Annotated in this window: 18 protein-coding genes, 1 riboswitch and 1 other annotated feature; of the genes, 14 read left to right on the top strand and 4 right to left on the bottom strand. The window is 44.1% G+C overall.

Annotated elements, in window-relative coordinates; translation table 11 throughout:
* Positions 1-6: 6 nt before the first annotated feature.
* The gene (queF, locus tag NCCP2331_RS12750) at positions 7-504 is read right to left on the bottom strand and encodes a preQ(1) synthase (protein ID WP_251671135.1); all 498 of its coding nucleotides are present in this window, start codon (positions 502-504) and stop codon (positions 7-9) included.
* A 122-nt stretch (positions 505-626) separates the two neighbouring features.
* A riboswitch (PreQ1 riboswitch) is annotated at positions 627-670 on the bottom strand.
* Between the two features lie 26 nt (positions 671-696).
* Complete coding sequence (locus NCCP2331_RS12745; RefSeq protein WP_251671134.1) at positions 697-1,866, bottom strand: MFS transporter; 1,170 nt, start codon at positions 1,864-1,866, stop codon at positions 697-699.
* 157 nt (positions 1,867-2,023) lie between these two features.
* On the opposite strand from NCCP2331_RS12745, the gene NCCP2331_RS12740 reads away from it, so the two are divergent.
* From NCCP2331_RS12740 to NCCP2331_RS12720, 5 genes are all read left to right on the top strand, one after another.
* Entirely contained in the window at positions 2,024-3,010 is a 987-nt protein-coding gene (locus NCCP2331_RS12740; RefSeq protein WP_251671133.1) for a diaminopimelate dehydrogenase, read from the top strand.
* Between the two features lie 38 nt (positions 3,011-3,048).
* Entirely contained in the window at positions 3,049-4,134 is a 1,086-nt protein-coding gene (locus tag NCCP2331_RS12735) for a M42 family metallopeptidase (RefSeq protein ID WP_251671132.1), read from the top strand.
* Positions 4,135-4,272: 138 nt separating this feature from the next.
* Positions 4,273-5,238 carry an ornithine carbamoyltransferase gene (gene argF, locus NCCP2331_RS12730; protein WP_251671131.1) on the top strand — a complete coding sequence of 322 codons (966 nt, stop codon included), beginning with the start codon at positions 4,273-4,275 and terminating at the stop codon, positions 5,236-5,238.
* A 111-nt stretch (positions 5,239-5,349) separates the two neighbouring features.
* Complete coding sequence (locus tag NCCP2331_RS12725) at positions 5,350-5,808, top strand: small multi-drug export protein (RefSeq protein ID WP_153721424.1); 459 nt, start codon at positions 5,350-5,352, stop codon at positions 5,806-5,808.
* A 215-nt stretch (positions 5,809-6,023) separates the two neighbouring features.
* Positions 6,024-7,646 (top strand): long-chain fatty acid--CoA ligase, encoded by a 1,623-nt coding sequence (locus tag NCCP2331_RS12720; RefSeq protein WP_251671180.1) that lies wholly within the window; start codon positions 6,024-6,026, stop codon positions 7,644-7,646.
* A gap of 687 nt (positions 7,647-8,333) precedes the next feature.
* Here NCCP2331_RS12720 and sspI read toward each other — a convergent pair.
* Positions 8,334-8,549, bottom strand: coding sequence for a small acid-soluble spore protein SspI (gene sspI / locus NCCP2331_RS12715; protein WP_251671129.1), 216 nt, complete (start codon positions 8,547-8,549; stop codon positions 8,334-8,336).
* A 78-nt stretch (positions 8,550-8,627) separates the two neighbouring features.
* On the opposite strand from sspI, the gene NCCP2331_RS12710 reads away from it, so the two are divergent.
* The 3 genes from NCCP2331_RS12710 (at position 8,628) to pheT (ending at position 13,227) form a co-directional block, all read left to right on the top strand.
* The gene (locus NCCP2331_RS12710) at positions 8,628-9,398 is read left to right on the top strand and encodes a TrmH family RNA methyltransferase (RefSeq protein ID WP_251671127.1); all 771 of its coding nucleotides are present in this window, start codon (positions 8,628-8,630) and stop codon (positions 9,396-9,398) included.
* 52 nt (positions 9,399-9,450) lie between these two features.
* Positions 9,451-9,690, top strand: a binding site (T-box leader).
* 75 nt (positions 9,691-9,765) lie between these two features.
* Positions 9,766-10,803, top strand: a complete 1,038-nt coding sequence (gene pheS, locus NCCP2331_RS12705) for a phenylalanine--tRNA ligase subunit alpha (RefSeq protein WP_153721421.1) — start codon at positions 9,766-9,768, stop codon at positions 10,801-10,803.
* Positions 10,804-10,815: 12 nt separating this feature from the next.
* A complete protein-coding gene (gene pheT, locus NCCP2331_RS12700) occupies positions 10,816-13,227 on the top strand; it encodes a phenylalanine--tRNA ligase subunit beta (RefSeq protein WP_251671125.1) in 2,412 nt (803 codons plus the stop codon).
* A gap of 62 nt (positions 13,228-13,289) precedes the next feature.
* Here the strand turns inward: pheT and rnhC are convergent, their stop codons facing one another.
* On the bottom strand, positions 13,290-14,225 hold the full coding sequence (rnhC, locus tag NCCP2331_RS12695) for a ribonuclease HIII (protein ID WP_251671123.1): 936 nt from the start codon (positions 14,223-14,225) through the stop codon (positions 13,290-13,292).
* Positions 14,226-14,403: 178 nt separating this feature from the next.
* Here rnhC and zapA point away from each other — a divergent pair, with 178 nt between their 5' ends.
* The 6 genes from zapA to NCCP2331_RS12665 all read left to right on the top strand — a co-directional run bounded on the left by zapA (position 14,404) and on the right by NCCP2331_RS12665 (position 21,860).
* Positions 14,404-14,664: a cell division protein ZapA gene (zapA, locus tag NCCP2331_RS12690; RefSeq protein WP_251671121.1), complete on the top strand. Its 261-nt coding sequence runs from the start codon at positions 14,404-14,406 to the stop codon at positions 14,662-14,664.
* Between the two features lie 10 nt (positions 14,665-14,674).
* Positions 14,675-15,214 carry a CvpA family protein gene (locus NCCP2331_RS12685; protein ID WP_251671119.1) on the top strand — a complete coding sequence of 180 codons (540 nt, stop codon included), beginning with the start codon at positions 14,675-14,677 and terminating at the stop codon, positions 15,212-15,214.
* A gap of 72 nt (positions 15,215-15,286) precedes the next feature.
* Positions 15,287-16,993 carry a DNA polymerase/3'-5' exonuclease PolX gene (gene polX, locus NCCP2331_RS12680; RefSeq protein WP_153721416.1) on the top strand — a complete coding sequence of 569 codons (1,707 nt, stop codon included), beginning with the start codon at positions 15,287-15,289 and terminating at the stop codon, positions 16,991-16,993.
* A gap of 16 nt (positions 16,994-17,009) precedes the next feature.
* Positions 17,010-19,367 (top strand): endonuclease MutS2, encoded by a 2,358-nt coding sequence (locus tag NCCP2331_RS12675; protein WP_251671117.1) that lies wholly within the window; start codon positions 17,010-17,012, stop codon positions 19,365-19,367.
* Between the two features lie 65 nt (positions 19,368-19,432).
* Positions 19,433-19,846, top strand: coding sequence for a DUF350 domain-containing protein (locus NCCP2331_RS12670; protein WP_153721414.1), 414 nt, complete (start codon positions 19,433-19,435; stop codon positions 19,844-19,846).
* Between the two features lie 310 nt (positions 19,847-20,156).
* Entirely contained in the window at positions 20,157-21,860 is a 1,704-nt protein-coding gene (locus tag NCCP2331_RS12665) for a long-chain-fatty-acid--CoA ligase (protein ID WP_251671115.1), read from the top strand.
* Positions 21,861-21,913 lie beyond the last annotated feature (53 nt).

The following is a 21,913-nucleotide window of genomic DNA, read 5'->3' as shown; positions in this document are numbered from 1 at the left end:
GTCTGATCACCGGTTATCCACTTTCTCAGGATAGAGATCATGCTGGAACAAACGCTGTTCAGCCATTCCTTCAAATTTCGTCCCCGGTTTTCCATAATTGCAATACGGGTCGATGGATAATCCGCCGCGCGGAGTGAACTTCCCCCACACTTCGATATAGCGAGGCTCCAAAAGATTCACTAAATCCAGCATGATAGAGTTGACGCAGTCCTCATGAAAATCGCCATGATTGCGGAAGCTGAATAAATAGAGTTTTAGCGATTTGCTCTCTACTAATTTTCGATCCGGAATGAAACTGATATAAATCGTTGCAAAGTCGGGCTGCCCTGTTTGAGGACATAAAGACGTGAACTCTGGGCAATTAAACTTTACGAAGTAATCTCGTTCGTGGTGTAAATTATCAATCGCTTCCAGTAAGCCCGGATTATACGAATAATCATAAACTGTCTTCTGATTCCCCAATAACGTTAAATCCTGCAGTGTTGCTTCATCTCTTCCTGTCATGTAAAAAACCTCCTGATTTATTGGTCAGGGAGGTTCATAGACGGGTTGAATTTACTAATCTATCCCAGCGAAAAAAGCGGCTGAAAATAAAAAAACGCCATGTATGGACATGGCGAAATTCATCATCCATAGTTTTTTATAGAGGGTCGCTATGAACCTCTCCCGGACGGGTTATTCTATTCTAGAGAAACATTACTGGATTGTCGAAGTTTTGTCAACAGGCCGAATATCTTGCCGTAAGCCAATGATAGTGAAAATACCAGCAATCAGTAAAATGCCGCTTGCTAACATGAAAGCATGATGGAATTCTAAATTCAGTATACCGATTGCACTCGAACCAACGACCACACCGAATGAAAAGAACGCATAAAAGAATCCGTACGCTTTTCCGCGTGATTCAGGAACTGTGGAGTCGATCAACAAGGAGTTAATCGAAGGGAACAGAAGGGCAAATCCTGTACCATAGACGATCATTGCTGTCATCATGAGTGATAAAGTATCCACTTGGGAAAGGAACAGCATACTGCCGCTCATCAAAAACAATCCAAAAGCCAATGTCAGCATAGGGCGCGCCTTATCAAATATCCGATTGACAGGCAGCAGGAAAATCAGCACTGCCACCAGGCCGAAAACACTCAGCAACATGCCGGTTGTTTTCGCATCATACTGCAGATACTCCACTTTCAAGGGAAGGACCAGAGCAAGTACGCCTTGTGAAAACATCAAGAAGAATGCGCCGAGAAACGCCCGGATAATTCCCGGATGTTTAAAGAATGACAATGGTTTTACAGCTTTTTGAGCTTCTGTCTTTACCTTTCTGACATATGTAAAGGAGCGCAAGAAAATAAAAGCACCGATTGTCAAAAGTACCATGAAGACACCATTGATGGCCATGATCGTAACGACACTCGTTTTAACAGAAACAATTCCGCTGTATGCCGGTCCGAAAATGGCAGCTAATCCAACAAATGCTCCGGAAATCGCAGCATTCCGTCCACGTTTTGAACGTTCAGAGCCATTAGCCAGGAATGTAAACGCAGCTGGAATAATCAGCCCTTCTGTCAGTCCGTGAAGGAACCGAATACCGATCAGCGTGGCAGAGCCTTCAATAAGCGCATAAGAAAACAACGACAAAGCGGAAGTTAGAAGTCCGACAAGAAGAATATAGAACGGTCCTCTGCGGTCAGTCAAAATGCCTGAAATGATGTTTCCGAAAATATTCGCAAATGAATAGATTCCGACAGACAGGCCCACAATGAACGAGGAGTCAACAAGTGAACTCGCAAAAGGGCTGATGACAGGAAGTTGCGAAAATAAATCAAAGAACGAGAAGAACACGATTAGATAGACAAAGAAGCGCATTTAAGATCCCTACTTTACAAATAATTCAACTATCCTCTATTTTACCATGAAACTAACTGAAATGAACGTAAATGCTTTGCGATAAATATTCGCAATCTTGCAACCTTCACGGTAAAATGAGAAAGGTAAATAAGAAAGCAGAAGGGAATGTGTTGTCTTGAATAATAAAATTCGAGTAGGAATTGCAGGATACGGTAATCTGGGACGCGGTGTAGAGTCTGCGATTAGTCAAAATGAAGATATGGCGCTGGTGGGCGTATTCACCCGCAGAGAACCTGAGGATGTGCAATTATTGTCTGATCAAGTTCCCGTTCACAAATTAGACCAAATCGAATCATTTAAAGAAGACATCGATGTCCTGATATTATGCGGCGGTTCGAAAAATGACCTGCCTGAACAGGGTCCTGCATTGGCGAAGCATTTTACGACGGTAGACAGTTTTGATACACATGCGAAAATACCGGACTATTTTGCTGCAGTGGATGAGTCTGCCCAGTCAGCAGGGAAAACAGCCATCATTTCAGTGGGCTGGGATCCGGGATTGTTCTCCATCAACCGTATGATGGGCGAAGCCATTTTGCCTGAAGGAGAAACATATACTTTTTGGGGCAAGGGACTGAGCCAGGGACATTCGGATGCAGTAAGACGGGTAGACGGCGTCAAGGCAGGCGTACAGTACACCTTGCCGGCAGAAGATGCAATGAACCGAGTACGCAATGGCGAACAGCCCGAACTTTCCACAAAAGAAAAACACACACGCGAATGTTATGTGGTTCTAGAAGAAGGGGCGAGCGAAGCACAAGTCCGCGAAACGATTAGTACGATGCCGGATTATTTTGCGGATTATGACACGACGGTGAACTTCATTACAGAAGAAGAGCTTCGCCGCGACCATGCGAAAATGCCGCACGGCGGATTCGTTATCAGAAGCGGTAAAACGGGTGACAGCATAGACCAGGTGATTGAATTTTCATTGAAACTCGACAGCAACCCGGAATTTACTTCCAGTGTATTGGTCGCTTATGCAAGAGCTGCCCATAAATTACAGCAAAAAGGCGATATAGGCGCCAAAACGGTTTACGACGTTGCACCGGGACTGCTGTCACCTAAATCACCTGCAGAGATCCGCAAAGAATTGCTGTAAGATTTAGTGAAAAATAGTAAAGAGGAGGAGAAAGATTTATGAAACTGGATGAAACGTTAGAAATGTTGAAAGAACTGACAGATGCGCGCGGTATCCCGGGGAACGAAAGGGAAGCCCGTGAAGCGATGAAAAAACATATCGAACCTTACGCCGATGAAATCGAATACGACGGGCTCGGCTCATTGATCGCAAGCAAAGCAGGCGATGTCAACGGTCCGAAAGTGATGCTCGCCGGTCACTTGGACGAAGTCGGATTCATGGTCACAAGAATTGACGATAAAGGTTTTATTTACTTCCAGACAGTAGGAGGCTGGTGGTCACAAGTGATGCTCGCCCAGCGTGTATCCATCGTCACTGGCGCAGGAGAAACGATTACAGGCGTCATTGGATCGAAACCGCCGCATATCTTGACGCCGGAAGCACGTAAAAAACCTGTCGACATTAAGGATATGTTCATTGACGTCGGTGCGGTCTCTAAGGAAGAAGTTCTTTCATGGGGTGTACTTCCCGGTGATATGGCTGTGCCTTATTTTGAATTTACCGTCATGAAGAATGAGAACTTTTTACTCGCAAAAGCCTGGGACAATCGAATCGGCTGTGCCATTGCGGTAGAGGTCATGAAACAGCTGAAAAATGAAAAGCATCCCAATCGCCTGTACAGTGTAGGCGCCATTCAGGAAGAGGTCGGGCTGCGCGGTGCTAAAACGGCCGCCAATAAAATTCAGCCGGACATTGGTTTTGCAGTAGATGTTGGAATCGCTGGGGACACACCAGGCGTTACGGCGAAAGAATCTGTCGGCAATTTGGGAGACGGCCCTCAAATCCTTCTATATGATGCTTCTTTGGTTTCTCACAGAGGATTGCGCAACTTTGTGGTAGAAACGGCAGAAGAAATTGGTGTGCCTTATCAATTTTCTACCATGGCAGGCGGCGGAACGGACGGCGGATCTATCCATGTCAGCGGAACGGGTGTACCGACGCTGTCGATCTGTATTCCAACCCGCTACATTCATAGCCATGCTGCTATCCTGCACCGCAAAGATTTTGAGAACACCGTCAAACTGCTCGTGGAGCTTATGAAACGTCTGGATTCGGAAACAGTTAAAAAGATTACATTTGAATAAGTGGATTTTAGAGAAAGCGGCGCCTTTTCGGCACCGCTTTTCCATATGTAAAATGTTATAAAAATTCATTTGACTTCATAATTATACATATGTATACTATTCCATACATACTTCAAATGGATGGCAGGGGAACTATACATGACAAAAATAAATTCCGAAAAATCACTTATCACACAAGAAAGCTTAAAAGGCCGCGACTTCTTGACACTGCTGGATTATTCCAGTGATGAAATTGCTTATTTATTGCAGCTTGCATATGATATGAAACAAGATACGCTGGCGGGAGTGATGCCGCCTTTATTGGCAGGCAAGACGCTTGGAATGATCTTTGAGAAACATTCCACACGCACACGGATTTCATTCGAAGTCGGCATGATTCACTTGGGCGGACACGGCATATTCATGAACGCGCGCGATTTGCAGATCGGCCGCGGAGAATCTGTGCATGACACAGGCCACGTGCTGTCAGAATTCCTTGACGGTGTAATGATTCGCGCAAAGTCGCATAAAATGGTCGAAGAACTGGCAGAGCATACATCCGTTCCGGTCATTAACGGCTTGACGGATATATTCCATCCATGTCAGGCGATGGCAGATTTATTGACGATAAAAGAAGTCAAAGGCGACTTGAAGGGTCTGAAGCTCTCGTATATCGGAGACGGTAATAATGTAGCACATTCCTTAGTTATTGCAGGTGCCCATATGGGGATGCATGTAGCAGTCGCGACACCGGAAGGCTATGAATATAATGCAGCTCTGCTTGAAAAAGCGAAGAAAATTGCCGAACAGAACGGCGGCAGCGTAATGGCGACGTATGATCCAATTGAGGCGGCTGCAGCGTCGGATGCAATCTATACGGATGTCTGGACGAGCATGGGACAGGAAGCGGAGTCAGCGAAGCGTTTAGTAGACTTTAAAGACTTCCAAATCAATGACCAGTTGGTAGGCAATGCCAACAAGGACTATGTGTTCTTACACTGTCTTCCGGCTCACCGTGAAGAAGAAGTGGCTGCTTCGGTAATTGACGGACCGAATTCTTACGTATTCCAGCAGGCAGGAAACCGACTGCACGCACAAAAAGCAATTTTAGCTTCATTATTATAATCAAATGAATGACCGGCTGCTTTCCGTTAGGTGTGGAAAGCAGCCTTTTTACATTGCAGCAGAACTTGATTTGCTATACTATTAGCAACCGATTTGGAGGGGGAAGCTATTTTGCTCACATATTTGCTAGTGTTTTTTGCGGCCGCGGTGCCAGGCATAGAAATCTTAGTGGCGGTTCCGCTAGGTATTGTTCGGGGGTTGCCGGTCCCCGTCGCTATTATATTAGGTTTTTTAGGTAATGCATCAACAATCATACTTGAGATTCTTATTTTTCAGAGGCTCAAAAATTGGTGGGAAAACAGAAAGAAAAGCGAAGTAACTAAGCTTTCAAAGAGGACAGTACGAGCAGAAAATATTTGGCGGCGTTATGGAATACCCGGCCTGGCTCTGCTTGGTCCAATTTTAATAGGCTCTCATTTAGCGGCATTTCTAGCACTTGCTCTCGGTTCTTCCAAAAAACAAACGGCAGTATGGCTATTCATCAGTCTTGCAGCCTGGTCTATAGTGTTTGGAACTCTGACTGCACTCGGAGTGGACGCATTTTTCTGGACACAAAATAAGTTTCAATAGATTCAATGTAGACAGAATAATCAGGTAATGTGTATACTCTATATAATGTACATTTTTTCATAGTAAGGCCAATCTGCGCATAGACTACATCCGGGAGTCCGTCCATCAACTTGCGCACATATTCTTTTCAGTGAATCTTGCAGGACAAGTAATTGATCAGTTGTTCAGACGATGGATTGATGATTTTCACTTTTATAAAAGAGGAGCGGATGGATATGATGCAGACACCACTTATTTTATCTTCATTTATCAGAAGAGCGGAACGATTTTTTCCTAATAAAATGGTGATTTCACGTACGGGTGAACAGACGATTCAGAGATTTACGTACAAAGAGTGGGCGAAAAGAACTCGAAAACTTTCCAACGCTCTAACCGATCTCGGTATGGAGAAAGGCACAAAGGTCGGCACATTTGCTTGGAACCACCACCGTCATTTAGAAGCCTATTTCGGTGTTCCTTGTACTGGAGCGATTCTTCATATGATCAATATCCGTCTGTCACCGGAACATATCGTCTATATTATTAATCACGCAGAAGATGAAATTTTACTAGTTGATGAAGAATTCTTTCCTCATTTAGAAAAAATGGCTCCCATGCTGAAAACGGTGAAACATTTTGTCATCATGAGCGATAGTAAAGAACTGCCTGAAACTTCACTTGAGAATGTGCATTCTTATGAAGCATTGCTTGAAAAAGCTTCCGATGAGTATGATTATCCGGAAGACTTGGATGAAAATACACCAGCTGGTCTCTGCTATACATCTGCGACAACGGGGCAGCCAAAAGGCGTCATTTATACACACCGCGGATTAGTTTTGCATAGCTATGCACTTGGTCTGGCAGATGCAATGGGTATGAGTGAGCGTGATATTGCGATGTCGGTTGTGCCGATGTTCCATGTCAACGCATGGGGAATGCCGTTTGCGGGTGTATTTTTCGGTACAACCCAAGTATTGCCTGGACCGGGATTCAATCCGGCCGTGCTGTTAGATTTAATCGAATCGGAAAAAGTGACAATTACAGCCGGCGTGCCGACAATTTGGCTGGCAGTATTAAAAGAACTCCAGCAAAAATCGCGTGATCTTTCTTCTTTGCGCGGCATTGTCTGTGGCGGGTCAGCGTCACCGAAAGGCTTGATCCGGGCATTTGAAGAAGGCTATAAGATTCCGTTTATCGTCGGTTATGGAATGACGGAAACGACTCCGCTGGTCAGTATGTCTGTACTAACTTCCTCGATGTCGGACTTGACGATGGACGAGCGAATCGATATGCGAGCTACACAAGGCCTGACGATGCCGGGACTGGATACGCGAGTTGTCAATGAAAACGGTGAAGTTCCATGGGACGGCAAAACGATGGGAGAGCTCACGATAAAAGGACCATGGATTGCGAGCGAATATTATAAAGACGAACGTACTGAAGAAGCTTTCAAAGACGGCTGGCTCTATACAGGAGACATTGCTGTCATGACCCCCGACGGCTATCTGAAACTGACAGATCGTACGAAAGATCTGATCAAGAGCGGAGGAGAGTGGATTTCGTCAGTGGATCTTGAAAATGCTCTTATGACACATGAATCCGTCTATGAAGCAGCTGTAATTGCTGTGCCGCATGAAAAATGGATGGAACGGCCGTTAGCCTGTGTCGTAGTAAATGAAAATGTAGCGGAAGATGACAGTAAAAAAGAAGAACTGAAAGAATATCTAAAAGGCCAGTTTGCAAGCTGGTGGGTTCCGGATGAAATCCTCTTCGTAAAAGAAATTCCGAAAACTTCCGTAGGTAAATTCCTGAAAGCAGCACTTCGAGATCAGTTACAAGATCACTATGTAACCAAATAATACAGGCAGTAAAAAAGGGTCTGCACTAAAATCGGTTCTTGAAAACTTGTCATGTCTGTATTGCAAAAATCATGCTGCAGTTAAAACCCGCTTCGGCGCTGGGATTTGCCTTACGCTATGAGCCTACTGGCAAAGAGCATGCCAGTTGTCTCATAGCAACGGTCGACCCCGCAGTTGCGCCTACGCTTTTGCTAGAAAATGTATTTCATGTTGCCTTTTGGCAGAGTGTGAGTTAAGTTGGCGTGGTTTCGTTTCTCGACTTTGTAAACACTTTGACCACAAGGATCTAAATCTTTGCAGAATGCTAAGTATTGCATGAAACGCCTTACCAATCGTAATAGTCCCAGATATTTCGCTCATACTGCCTTCTCGCGCAAAAAAGTATTAAAACACCAGCCAGTGTACCTTCGTTACAGGCAACCTAAGTACGCGACAGGTGCCTTAATTTCTGCAAAAACCACAGAAACACGGCAAAGCGAACCCTTCGCTGTTCGCTTGGCTCACCGCGGGCCCGTAAGACACGCGTCCGCCTGGAACGCAGGGAAACGGTCTTCTACCCACTTACCATTCTATACTGCGTAATCACAGTCAAATCCGTGAAATAGACTTTCAAGCACATGTTTTGGTTTAGAGTCGTAAAAAATCCCTCACTTTATTAATTCAAAGTGAGGGATTTTGTTCTGCTGATTACTGTGCCTGAGCAAATGCCTGAGATAATTCATTGGTCATTTGTTCTTTTTCTGTATCATCTGCACGCTTCCAAAGCTGTTCGAAAAACACACCCAGACCCGGCAGTAGATGCTCTTCACCGCGCTGAATTGCGTCATCAATCACACTGCGAACATCTGAAGAACTATTATCTGTCATATTGGCTGCAATCGCATCACGTATTTGAAAATCCATATTATCATCCTCCTGCACATATCTTTTCCCCGACAGTCGCTAAATATACTATCATTTGGTACACTAAAATAAAAAAGGATGTACTGCCTCTTGAATAAGCGTATCGAATCCACACAAAATTCATTAGTGAAACATTGGAAAAAACTTGTAACCATCAGGAAAGAAAGAGACCAGACGAAAGAGTTTCTTGTAGAAGGCTATCATCTCGTAGAAGAAGCTTTAAAACGGGAAGGCACTGTCATTCAGCTTTTAGTTAGGGAAGATATTGAGATACCTGCTGATTGGCAGGCGCCTATTATTGAAATTACAGCCGCGGTTGCTAAGGAAATATCCGAAACAGAGCAAACACAGGGTGTCTTTGCCTACTGTAAACAGCCGCAATATGATGAAACCCAACAGAAGAATTGGACAAAACTTTTACTCATCGATGCTGTCCAGGATCCCGGAAATATCGGTACGATGATTCGTACGGCGGATGCTGCGGGACTTGACGGGGTGATACTTGGAAAAGGATGTGCCGATCCATATAATCCGAAAACCGTACGCTCTGCACAAGGCTCACATTTTCATATTCCTGTCATTCGAGCAGAGCTTGCGGAATGGCTGATTCATTTAAAAACTAATAAAGTTTCCTTAATAGGCACAGGTCTGCACGAAGCGGTCTCTCTAAATGAAATAAAACCGCAGTCAGACTTTGCTTTGCTGGTCGGCAATGAAGGAAGCGGCGTAAATCCTGATTTGCTTTCGCAAGCCGATCAAGTTGTAAAAATACCTTTATATGGTCAGGCTGAATCAATGAACGTAGCCGTTGCAACTGGTATTTTACTCTATAAACTGCGGACACACTGACTTCACTGTTGAAGGCCTTATCGGATTACGGTATACTATGAGATGAATCAAATAAAAAGCAATGACCGGGAACAGTACATGGAAAAAACACGTTTACAGGAATTTTACACCCCGACTGAAAGTGTAAAAAAACGAAGTCCCATCGAATTCACCCCGTGAGCTGCACGCCAGGACCAGCAATGTAAAGGCGTGCCGGCAAAGGACCGTTATTCCAATTCAAGTGATTTTGCATCATACTTTTTTAGATGCAAACTAATCAGGGTGGTACCGCGAAATCGACCTCGTCCCTTTTATAGGGGCGAGTTTTTTGTTTTTCAAAAACTATTATTGCGAACCGCCACTGAACTAAAGAGAGGAGTTATGGAACATGAAAGAACAACTGCATGAACTGAAAGAACAAGTTATGAGTAAAATCAAAGAATCAAACACCGTGAAAGAACTAAACGACGTACGAGTAGCCTATCTTGGTAAAAAAGGACCCATTACAGATCTGCTAAAAGGAATGGGGAAACTTCCAGCAGAAGAGCGCCCGAAAATGGGTGCACTCGTCAACGAAATCCGTGAAAGTGTTACGGAAATTCTTGAAGAGCGTAAGGAAATTCTCGAACAGCAGGCAATCCAGGAACAGCTTGATAAAGAATCCATCGACGTCACATTGCCGGGCCGTCCAGTAGAACTTGGCAACCATCATCCATTAACACGTGTTGTGGAAGAAATTGAAGACTTCTTCATTAGTATGGGGTATGAAATTGCTGAGGGGCCGGAAGTAGAAAAAGATTACTATAACTTTGAAGCGCTTAACCTGCCGAAAGGTCACCCGGCCCGTGACATGCAGGATTCTTTCTATATTACAGAGGACATTTTATTGCGTACGCATACATCACCCGTGCAAGCTAGAACAATGGAGGCAAAAGAAGGAGCTGCCATTAAAATTATCTGCCCGGGTAAAGTGTATCGCCGTGACTCAGATGATGCGACACACTCTCATCAATTTACGCAGATTGAGGGATTGGTCGTCGGCGAAAATATTCGCATGAGTGATTTAAAAGGCACGCTTGATTTATTGGCAAAGAAATTATTCGGTGCAGATCGTGAAATTCGTTTGCGTCCCAGCTTTTTCCCATTCACTGAACCGTCTGTAGAGATGGATATTTCTTGCTTCAAATGTGGCGGATCAGGTTGTAATGTATGTAAGAAAACAGGGTGGATTGAAATTTTGGGAGCAGGCATGGTGCACCCCAATGTGCTTGAGATGGCCGGCTATAACCCTGAAGAGGTTACTGGTTTCGCGTTCGGTATGGGGCCGGAACGTATTGCAATGTTAAAATACGGAGTGGAAGACATTCGTCATTTCTATACAAATGACATTCGTTTTATTTCTCAATTCCACCGGGCAGAGGCGTAAGGAGGCGTAATGATGTTAGTATCAACAAATTGGTTAAGTAATTATATAGACTGGAATGAACTAAGCGCGGCAGAACTTGCAGAAAAGATTACGCGTGCGGGGATTGAAGTAGACGGCATTATCGACCGTTCATTTGGAATGGAAAATGTAGTGATCGGTTATGTAACGGACTGCGTAAAGCATCCGGAAGCAGATAAACTTCATATTTGCCAGGTGGATGTCGGGGGAGAAGTTACACAAATTATTTGTGGAGCGCCGAATATCGCAGCAGGTCAGAAAGTGATCGTAGCTCGTCCGGGAGCAACTTTGCCGGGCGGCATGAAGATTAAAAAGGCAAAACTTCGTGGAGAAGAGTCAAACGGCATGATCTGTTCACTCCAGGAGCTTGGAATTGAAGGGAAACTGGTTCCGAAAGCTTATGCAGAAGGCATTTACGTGTTGCCGGCTGAAGCTCCGGCAGGGGAGAGTGCATTATCACATCTGGGCCTTTATGATAAAGTATTGGAATTTGATCTGACACCGAACCGTTCCGACGCGCTAAGCATGCTCGGCGTTGCGTATGAAGTCGGTGCGATTCTATCCAAAGACGTGAAACTGCCTTCCATTTCTTATGAAGTGTCATCTAAAAAAGCACAGGACTTTCTAAAGCTGACGGTTGAATCTCCCGAAGATAATCCGATGTATGTCGCGAAAGTCGTAAAGAACGTCAAAGTCGCTGAATCGCCTCAATGGCTTCAAAATACGTTGATGTCAGCAGGCATCCGTCCACATAATAATATCGTCGATGTGACGAACTATGTATTAATGGAATATGGCCAGCCGCTTCACGCGTTTGACTATGACCGTCTTGCAACAAAGGAAATCGTCGTACGACATGCAGATGAAGGCGAGAAAATGGTGACGCTGGATCAGGCGGAACGCACACTGAAAAGTAATCAGCTTGTTATCACAAATGGTAAAGAGCCAGTGGCACTTGCAGGCGTAATGGGCGGAGCGAATTCTGAAGTGCATGAAGGAACTGTGACAGTAGTTATCGAGTCAGCTTATTTCGCGCCGGGATCTGTGCGTCAGACTTCCAGAGAAATCGGTCTTCGCAGCGATGCAAGTGCACGCTTTGAAAAAGGCGTGGATCCGAACCGTGTAGCAGAAGCTGCAGAACGCGCAGCGCAGCTGATGGCTGAACTGGCTGGCGGAGAAGTGTTGGAAGGTTCTGTAGTATTTGATGAACTGGATAAAACTTCAGAACGGATCATTTTGTCACCAGATTATGTCAACAATCGTCTGGGCATGAAGATCCCGATGGACGAAATGAAATCCATCATGGATCGTCTGCAAATCCCGACTGAAGCAATCAACGGCCAGCTCGTGATGGATATTCCTACGCGGCGTCAGGATTTACGAATTAAAGAAGACATGATTGAGGAAATCGCACGGCTTTACGGCTATGACGAGATTCCAAAAACATTGCCGGTTGTAGAAAGTACGCCGGGCGGTTTAACGCCATATCAGGCGAAGCGCCGAATTGTCCGCAGATTTTTGGAAGCGGCAGGTCTTTCACAGGCATTGACGTATTCATTGGCTTCACCAAAAGATGCACAGGCATTTGCGCTTGAAACAGCTCCTGTTACCGCATTGCTGATGCCGATGAGTGAAGAGCGCAGTGTATTGCGCCAAAGCCTGATTCCTCACCTTCTGGATGCAGCTTCTTACAATATTGCACGCCGTAATGAATCAATTGCTCTGTATGAAACTGGTTCTGTTTTCTTAGGTATTGAAGAGGATGGACTGCCGAAAGAAGTTGAGCATGTCGCGGCAGTGCTGACGGGTAAATGGGTTCACCATGCATGGCAGGCAGAGACGAAAAAAGTTGATTTCTTCGTTATGAAAGGGATTGTGGAAGGGCTGTTTGAGCAGCTTGGACTGCTTGAACGTATCCAGTTCACAAAAACTTCTGTCGAAGGAATGCATCCCGGACGCACTGCGACGGTATGGCTTGGTGACCAGTCTGTAGGTATGATTGGACAAGTGCATCCAACAGTGCAGAATCAGCGCGATTTGCAGGAAACGTATGTGATGGAAATGAACTTGCGTGTCATTATGGAAACAGCGGCAGGAGAACTATTCTACGAGCAGGTACCGCGCTATCCTTCCATGTCACGTGATATTGCGTTAGTAGTAGACCGTAATACATCTGCAGCCAATCTGCAGGCAATTATTAAGCAAGCAGGCGGTAAGTTATTGAAGCATGTTCAGCTGTTTGATTTGTATGAAGGTAAAAATGTAGAAGAAGGCAAGAAATCTTTGGCATTCTCACTGACTTACTTTGATCCTGAACGCACATTGACGGATGAAGAAGTTGTGAATACGCATAATAAGGTGCTGGATGCTTTAACTGTTCAGGCTAATGCGCAGCTCAGATCGTAAAATAGGTACGAAAAACCGCAGCCCTCAGATTAATGAGAGTTGCGGTTTTCATGTTGGTGAAATTATTTCTTATAAACCAGCTTCAATGCTTTTTGTGTATTGGCGAAATGCGCTTTCGTTATAGATTGTAAAAAAGGTTCGCCTTTTTTACGAATGATCTGGCAGGCGACCTGATCCACTCTTGAGCCTGCTCCTTTAGGCAATGTCACGCCAGCCGTCACACTCAGCTGATCCATTTGTTCTAAAAATGCTACGCGGGCCAGAATGGATGCGGTCGCTACCGACACATGCAAATTTTCCGCTTTTGTTGAGAACAGCACTTTCTCCTGCACGATAGCCGGCTCATTCTTTAAGTGATTATAGTACACTTTTCTCTCAGCAAACTGGTCAATTAAAATATATTCGGGATACTCAGGTTTGATTTGATCCAGCACTTGCTGTAAGGCCTGGTTATGCAGGATAGCTTTAATCTTTCCCTGGGACCAACCTTTGCCTTGAATTTTATTGTATTTGGCATTGTCGAGTGTCAGAACGCAATGCGGGACGACTTGTTTCAGATCTCCGGCAATTTGCTGCATATAGGTGTCGGTCAGCTGCTTTGAATCTTTCACACCTAGTTCACGTACGAGTTCAATCTTTTCACTGCTGATATAACATGCGGCTACTGTAATTGGGCCGAAAAAATCACCTGTTCCGGTTTCATCCGATCCGAGTACGGACATAACGGCAAATTTCTCGGGCAGGATATCGCCTTTTGTTCCGGAGCTTTTCGCATTCGCAACTGCCGGTGTTGAAGAAGTGCTCCATCGTGCAGCTTCACGTTCCGCACCACCCCCCTGGAATAATACCTTGCCTGAACGATAGGCAGTGATAGAGGTATCAGCTGTTTTGGCAGCGAAAATTACTCCCGGTGCATTACGCGTGATTTTATCTTCCTCATAAAAATTCAGCACTTTTGGCATTTCTTTTTCTGTAAAAACGATGACTTGGTTACTCACTGGATCTTTCACTCGCTTTCTGAGAGGTTTTATTTATTAGTATACCTGAAATATACCTGTATAATGAATGTCGGTATGTTAAACTGCCTGTAATGTCATTATGAGACATTATTGATTCACAACCAATTGTTTTTCATGGTATGATTATGAACAGGGTTTTTTAGAGGAGGGCGGAATAGTGGCAGACAAAGAAAAGGCAAGAGTGGCAGTTGAAATTTATGGACAGACCTATACAATTATTGGCACAGAGTCGTCTGGCCATGTACGTCATGTAGCCTCGCTTGTCGATGATAGGATGCGGGAAATCAGCAAACGCAATCCCTACTTGGACAGTACAAAAATCGCTGTATTAACCACCGTTAATAGTGTGCATGACTACTTAAAATTAGAAGAAAAAGTGCAGCAATTAGAAGAAGAAGTGAAAAAGCTGAAGGGTTGAGAGGCTAGATATGATTGATTTACTGATAATTATTTTATTAGTCGGCGGTTTAATTACGGGTTTCCGACGCGGTCTGATTGTACAGCTCATTCATATGTTTGGGTTGATCGTGTCTATCATCGTTGCCTATATGTACTACAAACCACTGGCAGAAAAGCTGATCCTGTGGATCCCTTATCCAGGAGCGACAGCAGACGCAAAATTAAGCTGGACATTTGATCATTTAGATTTAGATATGACATTTTATCGTTTAATCGCATTTATCTTTATTTTTGTGGCAGTTAAATTGGTGCTTCAGCTAATTGGCTCCATGCTGGACTTTTTGAAACATTTGCCGGTATTAGGCTTTGGTGCGCGCTTGTTTGGTGCAGGTTTTGGATTTATTGAATTTTATTTCATCATTTTTTTCTTTTTGTCGATTCTGGCGATTCTGCCAGCCGAGGTCATCCAGAATTCCCTTCGCCACTCATTACTGTCAAAGGCGATGTTCGAACACACACCGATCATTTCATCGGCAATCAAAAATTGGTGGTTTGTTTACGCAGGCTGATGAAGTACATAAGAACTGACAGCTTCCCGTTTAGCGTGGAAGCTTTTTTAACAGAGTGAGGAGGGTATTGATTTGAATAAAAAGACCATTATACGTACATTTGAAAAAATCGCACTGTATATGGAACTGCTTGGAGAAAATCATTTTAAAGTAGCGGCATTCCGCAAAGCTGCTTCTGTTCTGGAATTAGATATGAGAAGCCTTTCTGAGATGGATGACATACTTTCACTGAAGGGTATTGGCAAAGGTACGGGAGCAGTTATCACAGATTTAATGGAAAACGGGTCATCTGAAGTGCTTAAAGAGTTAGAAAACCAGGTGCCGAAGGGCTTGATACCGATGCTGAATATCCCTGGTTTAGGCGGCAAAAAGATTGCCAAGCTAAGGCAGGCACTGAACATAGATTCAGTAGAATCATTGCGTCAGGCGTGCGTTGAGCAAAAAGTGAGCAAAGTACCGGGCTTTGGTAAAAAGACGGAAGAAAATTTACTGAGAGAAATTGAAGTCCTGGCAGAACGCTCAGGTAAAACACCAATTTGGCAAGTAGAAAAAGTAGTCGATTTCGTCGAAAAAGAATTACAGTTGATCGAAGAAATTGAAAAGTTTCATGTGGCCGGCAGCTATCGCAGACGCGAAGAAGAAAGCTCAGACGTTGATTGGATTCTGGTAACAGAACATCCTGCAGCAGTACGCGAAAAAATTCTTGCTGCACTGCCGGTTGAAAAAGTGATTGCCGGCGGGGATGCCAAACTGTCGATCTCCCTCGATACTGAAAATCCGATAGATGCCGATTTTCGTTTTGTGACCAATGAACAATTCGCTTCCGCATTGAATCACTTTACTGGATCTGCTGCGCACAATGTCCGCATGCGGCAGCTGGCAAAAAGCCGGAAGTTGAAGATCAGTGAGTATGGGGTAGAAGATGAATCGGGCAATGTACAGACCTTCGCTAGTGAAGAAGAGTTCTACGCTTATTTTGATTTGCCATTTATTCCGCCAAGCATTCGTAAAGACGGAACCGAAATTGACCGGGTGAATGAAATTTCACAGCTTGTGACACCGGAATTAATACGTTCTGATCTGCATATGCACACGACCTGGTCTGACGGCGGCTATTCAATAGAGGAGATGGTGGAAGCCTGCCGTGCGAAAGGTTACTCGCATATGGTCATCACCGATCACTCCCATTATCTAAAAGTGGCCAACGGGTTAACACCTGAAAGGCTGCTCGCACAAATAGAAGAAATTCGTACCGTCAGCTCAAAATTCGATGATATAGAAGTATTCTGCGGAACCGAAATGGATATTTTGCCGGACGGGACACTGGACTTTGAAGATGAAATCCTGCAACAGCTGGATTTTGTTATTGCATCTATCCATTCGAGTTTCAATCAGCCGCAGGAACAGATCATGGAACGGCTGCATTCTGCATGCAAGAATCCTCACGTTCACATGATTGCACACCCGACCGGCCGGATTATCGGACAGCGGGAAGGCTATAATCCTGACATGGAGCTGCTGATTAAGTGGGCTGGGGAGTACGGGAAAATATTAGAGGTCAATGCCAGTCCGTACCGTCTGGATTTGCGTACAGAGCATCTTCTTATGGCGAAGGAAGCGGGCGTCAATATTGCGATCAACACGGATGCGCATGCGACCGGGCAATTGGATTATATGCCGATTGGCGTAGAATATGCACAAAAAGCATGGCTGCCGGCTGATCAGGTAATCAATACATGGCCATTAGAAAAATTCATCAAAAATGTAATCCGTAGATGAAAGGAAGTGTAAGACATTGGAAAAACGTGTCTTAAAAACACTTGAATTTGATAAAATTATTCAGCAAGTGACTGCACATTGTACATCGTCAGCAGGCCGGTCGCATGTAGAGCAGCTCGTTCCATCCCATCAATTAGAGGATGTTCAGCGTTTATTGGAAGAAACAGATGAAGGACTGGCATTGCTGCGAATTCGGGGAAATGTGCCAATGGGCGGCATTCATGATATTCGTCCGCATGCCAAGCGTGCACAAATCGGAGCGATGTTAAGTGCAATGGAGTTAGTGGATATTGCAGACACCATCCGTGCCAGCAGAATACTGCGTCAGTTTTTGGAAGCGGTGATTACGGAAGAAGAGATTTCGATTCCGCATTTAATTGGCCGCAAGCAGGCAATGCCTATCCTGACAGGTCTTGAACATGAAATCAATGCAGCGATCGACGATAACGGCAGGGTAATGGACAGCGCTTCTTCTGCATTACGATCTGTTCGGCAGGGTCTTCGTATACAGGAAAGCCGGGTTAAAGAAAGACTGGAAAGTTACACAAGAGGGAAAAACGCTTCCAAGATGCTTTCAGATGCCATCGTTACGATGCGGAATGACCGCTATGTGATTCCGGTAAAAGCGGAATATCGTTCTCATTACGGCGGTGTGATTCATGATATGTCCTCTTCAGGCCAGACGCTTTTCATTGAACCTGATGCGGTAGTTCAAGCCAATAATGAAATACGCAGTTTAAAGGTGAAAGAACAGGAAGAAATCGAGAAAATACTTCTTGCTCTGTCTGCAGAGGTTCAGGCAGTAGCACATGATTTATTTACATTGGTTCAGCTATTAGCCGAAGTAGATGTAATTTTAGCGAAAGCAAAATACGGCACTGCAAATAAATGTACGAAGCCCGAAGTCAATGGGGATGGCTATATGCGCCTTGCAAAAGCTCGGCATCCATTGTTGCCGATCGAAGAAGCGGTTGCGAATACGATCGAATTTGGTGACGAGATCACAACGATCGTTATTACAGGTCCGAATACTGGCGGTAAGACGGTGACATTGAAGACGGTAGGACTCTGCACACTGATGGCGCAGGCCGGATTGCCGATTCCTGTGCTGGATGGTTCAGAAATTGCTGTGTTTGATTCGATTTATGCTGATATCGGGGACGAGCAGTCAATTGAGCAAAGTTTGAGTACGTTCTCTTCCCATATGGTGAATATAGTGGATATTCTGAAGAAATTCGATGACCGTTCACTGTTATTATTTGATGAATTAGGTTCGGGAACTGATCCGCAGGAAGGGGCAGCTCTGGCAATCTCTATCCTGGACGAAGTGCATGGCAGCGGAGCACGTGTGATGGCGACAACACACTACCCGGAATTAAAGGCATACGGATATAACCGACCGGGCGTGGCAAATGCCAGTGTTGAATTCGATATTGATACGCTGAGCCCGACGTACAGACTGTTAATCGGCGTGCCTGGACGAAGTAATGCTTTTGAAATTTCAAAACGGCTCGGATTGCATAACCATATTATTGACCGGGCAAAAAGTTTTACTGGAGAAAATCGGGGAGAAGTGGATTCGATGATCGCTTCACTTGAAACAAGCCGTGTGCAATCCGAAAAAGATGCGGAACAGACGCACGTTCTGTTGCTTGAAACTGAACAGCTGAAAAAAGAATTGAATGCCAAGCTTGCGGAATTTGAAGAGCAGAAGGACCGCTTAACTGAAGCAGCAAAAGAACGCGCGAAGAAAATTGTGGAACAGGCGAAAATTGAATCCGAAGCTGTCATCTCTGATTTGCGCGCCCTTCGTATGACGGCAGGAGCAAGTGTAAAAGAACATGAACTGATTGATGCGAAGAAGCGTCTGGAAGGTGCAGCGCCGGCGGAAAAGAAGAAGAAAGCAATTAAAGCCAAAGCAGCTCCCCGTCCGCTTCAGCCGGGCGACGAGGTGAAAGTACTGGCCTACGGACAAAAAGGTGTTCTGGTAGAAAAAGTTTCAGATAAAGAATGGGTCGTTGAAATCGGTATTTTAAAAATGAAATTACCTGAGTCCGGACTCGAATACATTAAGCCCGAAAAAGAGAAGAAACAAGTGATATCCGCAGCGGTAAGAGGCCGTTCGGGTCATGTAAAGCTGGAATTAGATCTGCGGGGCGAACGTTATGAAGATGCGATTGCACGTACTGAAAAGTATTTGGATGATGCACTTTTATCCAATTATCACCAAGTTTCCATTATTCACGGCAAAGGGACAGGCGCACTGCAAAAAGGTGTTCAGCAATATTTGAAAAAACATTCCCGTGTAAATTCATACCGTTTCGGCGAAGCGGGAGAAGGCGGCTCCGGTGTAACAATCGTTGAATTGAAATAAAATGAAACCTTTCGGCACAGTCAATCGTAAGACAAGCAAGAGAACATAAAGAAGGTGCCGAAATTATGGATCATACGGGTTTTTGGAGTCACCCTTTAGTGGAAACAGCGGGTTATTTCAGCGTAGTTACACTATGCCTGATCGTCTCCATGGTATTATTTGAGGTCGTAACAAAATATAAAAACTGGGAAGAAATTCGAAAAGGCAATTTGGCTGTGGCGATGGCAACAGGCGGTAAAATTTTCGGTGTTGCGAATATATTTCGCTATTCCATTGAGCAGCACAACAGTCTGCCGCAAATGATGGGATGGGGACTGTTTGGTTTTACACTGCTCATCTTTGCCTATCTGCTGTTCGAATTCCTGACTCCGAAATTCAAAGTGGATGATGAAATACAGGCGGATAATCGTTCTGTCGGTTTCATCTCACTCTGTATTTCAGTCGGTCTGTCTTTCGTTATAGGAGCCAGTATTTCATAGGAGATAGCTTATTATGGAAAGATTGATTAAAATTTTGATTGCAGTCTGTATACTATTCGTTTTAGTTGGAGTGTATTGGCTTTTTACGAACACGCCTTGACTTTGGTCTGGTGTGTTTTTTGTTTCGTTTTTTATTGCGCACTGAAGCATAATATCCTTACCGCATGCATGTAATAGAGTAGACGAAATCTTTCTATTTCGGGCTAAAGTAAAGCGCTTTCATATTTATCTTGTAAACTAAATGGTTTATCGATATACTAATGAACAAGGAATATTCAAACAATTAATTACAAGTGAAGGAGTTGTGAAGATGACACAAAAGCCTTGGTTGTCAACCTATCCACCTGAAATTCCGAGAACATTGGAATACGAACAAATTCCCCTGCAGGAATATCTAACGAGGTCGAAAAAGAACTATCCTGATAAAACTGCTATGCATTTTATGGGGAGAGATATTACATTTACAGAGTTTTATGAGTCAGCTTTAAAGTTCGCCGCCTATCTGCAAAAGCTTGGTGTTGTAAAAGGTGATCGTGTAGCAATTATGCTGCCGAACTGTCCTCAGGGTGCTATCGCATATTATGGTATTCTGTATGCAGGCGCAATTGTCGTTCAGACAAATCCCCTTTATACAGAACGCGAAATGGCTTATCAAATGTCGGATTCCGGAGCAAAAGTGATCATTACATTAGACATTCTATATCCGAGAGTCTCGAAAGCTATGAAGGCGACTTCATTGGAACATGTGGTTATTACTGGAATTAAAGATTATCTGCCGTTCCCTAAGAATCTTATCTATCCATTTATCCAGAAGAAAGAAAACGGTGTTACGGTCAAGGTGGAACATCGGGGGATTAATCATTTATACACAGAGATCATGAAATCCACTAAACCTGATCCGGATCATGTATCGTTTGAAAAAGACGATATTGCTCTTCTTCAATATACAGGCGGAACAACAGGACCTCCAAAGGGTGTAGAATTAACGCATGCCAATTTAATCAGCAATGCGGAAATGTGCAGCACATGGCTATATAAAACCGAAGAAGGTAAAGAAACAATTATGGGAATTCTACCGTTCTTCCATGTATATGGAATGACTACTGTGCTGATTTTCGCTGTAATGAAAAGCCATAAAATGATTTTGATTCCCAAATTCGATTTTAAGACAGCTTTAAAAGAAATAGATAAGCAGAAACCTACATTATTTCCGGGAGCCCCGACTATTTACATCGGCCTCTTAAATCATCCGGACTTGAATAAATATGATTTGTCTTCAATAAAGGCATGTATCAGCGGATCTGCCGCGCTGCCGATTGAAGTAAAGGAAAAGTTTGAAGAAGTAACAGGCGGCAAGCTGGTAGAAGGCTACGGACTGACGGAAACATCACCTGTTGTCTTATCTAACTTCGTTTGGGACGGACTCGAAAAAAGAGGTTCTATCGGTGTTCCTTGGCCAGACACGGATGCTTGTGTGCTGGGACCCGGTTCATCTGACTCCCTTCCGTTCGGTGAAATTGGGGAGATCGCAGTAAAAGGTCCTCAAATAATGAAAGGTTATTGGAATAGACCTGACGATACGGCAGAAACGTTCCGGGACGGCTGGTTACTGACAGGGGATCTTGGTTATATGGATGAAGACGGCTACTTTTTTATCGTAGACCGTAAGAAAGATATGATTATTGCGAGCGGGTTCAATATTTATCCTCGCGAAATCGAGGAAGTGCTTTATGAGCATCCGGGTATCCAGGAGTGTATCGTAGCGGGTGTGCCTGATCCATACCGTGGCGAAACGGTTAAAGCTTATATCGTATTAAAAGAAGGACATTCCGTTACAGAGAAAGAATTAGATACGTATTGCAGAAAACAGCTGGCGGCATTTAAAGTTCCAAAGAAATATGAATTCCGTGATGAGCTGCCGAAAACAGCAGTAGGTAAAATTTTACGACGTTCACTTGTCGATGAAGAGAGGAAAAAACTAACAGAAGGTAGTGATACATTAAAAACTTCTTAACAAAATACTTGACTGTAACTGAAAAGTTTACTATTATGAAAATATGAATGAAT

The organism is Sporosarcina sp. NCCP-2331, assembly GCF_023707945.1.
Classification (GTDB): domain Bacteria; phylum Bacillota; class Bacilli; order Bacillales_A; family Planococcaceae; genus Sporosarcina; species Sporosarcina cascadiensis.
Note: the sequence above shows the minus strand (reverse complement) of the source record. Positions and strands in the feature narration are given on the sequence as shown.

Coding starts and splice junctions, on each gene's coding strand:
- queF (WP_251671135.1), bottom strand. CDS start 504: ATGACAGGAAGAGATGAAGCAACACTGCAGGATTTAACGTTATTGGGG.
- NCCP2331_RS12745 (WP_251671134.1), bottom strand. CDS start 1,866: ATGCGCTTCTTTGTCTATCTAATCGTGTTCTTCTCGTTCTTTGATTTA.
- NCCP2331_RS12735 (WP_251671132.1), top strand. CDS start 3,049: ATGAAACTGGATGAAACGTTAGAAATGTTGAAAGAACTGACAGATGCG.
- argF (WP_251671131.1), top strand. CDS start 4,273: ATGACAAAAATAAATTCCGAAAAATCACTTATCACACAAGAAAGCTTA.
- NCCP2331_RS12720 (WP_251671180.1), top strand. CDS start 6,024: ATGATGCAGACACCACTTATTTTATCTTCATTTATCAGAAGAGCGGAA.
- sspI (WP_251671129.1), bottom strand. CDS start 8,549: ATGGATTTTCAAATACGTGATGCGATTGCAGCCAATATGACAGATAAT.
- NCCP2331_RS12710 (WP_251671127.1), top strand. CDS start 8,628: ATGTACTGCCTCTTGAATAAGCGTATCGAATCCACACAAAATTCATTA.
- pheS (WP_153721421.1), top strand. CDS start 9,766: ATGAAAGAACAACTGCATGAACTGAAAGAACAAGTTATGAGTAAAATC.
- pheT (WP_251671125.1), top strand. CDS start 10,816: ATGTTAGTATCAACAAATTGGTTAAGTAATTATATAGACTGGAATGAA.
- NCCP2331_RS12685 (WP_251671119.1), top strand. CDS start 14,675: ATGATTGATTTACTGATAATTATTTTATTAGTCGGCGGTTTAATTACG.
- NCCP2331_RS12670 (WP_153721414.1), top strand. CDS start 19,433: ATGGATCATACGGGTTTTTGGAGTCACCCTTTAGTGGAAACAGCGGGT.
- NCCP2331_RS12665 (WP_251671115.1), top strand. CDS start 20,157: ATGACACAAAAGCCTTGGTTGTCAACCTATCCACCTGAAATTCCGAGA.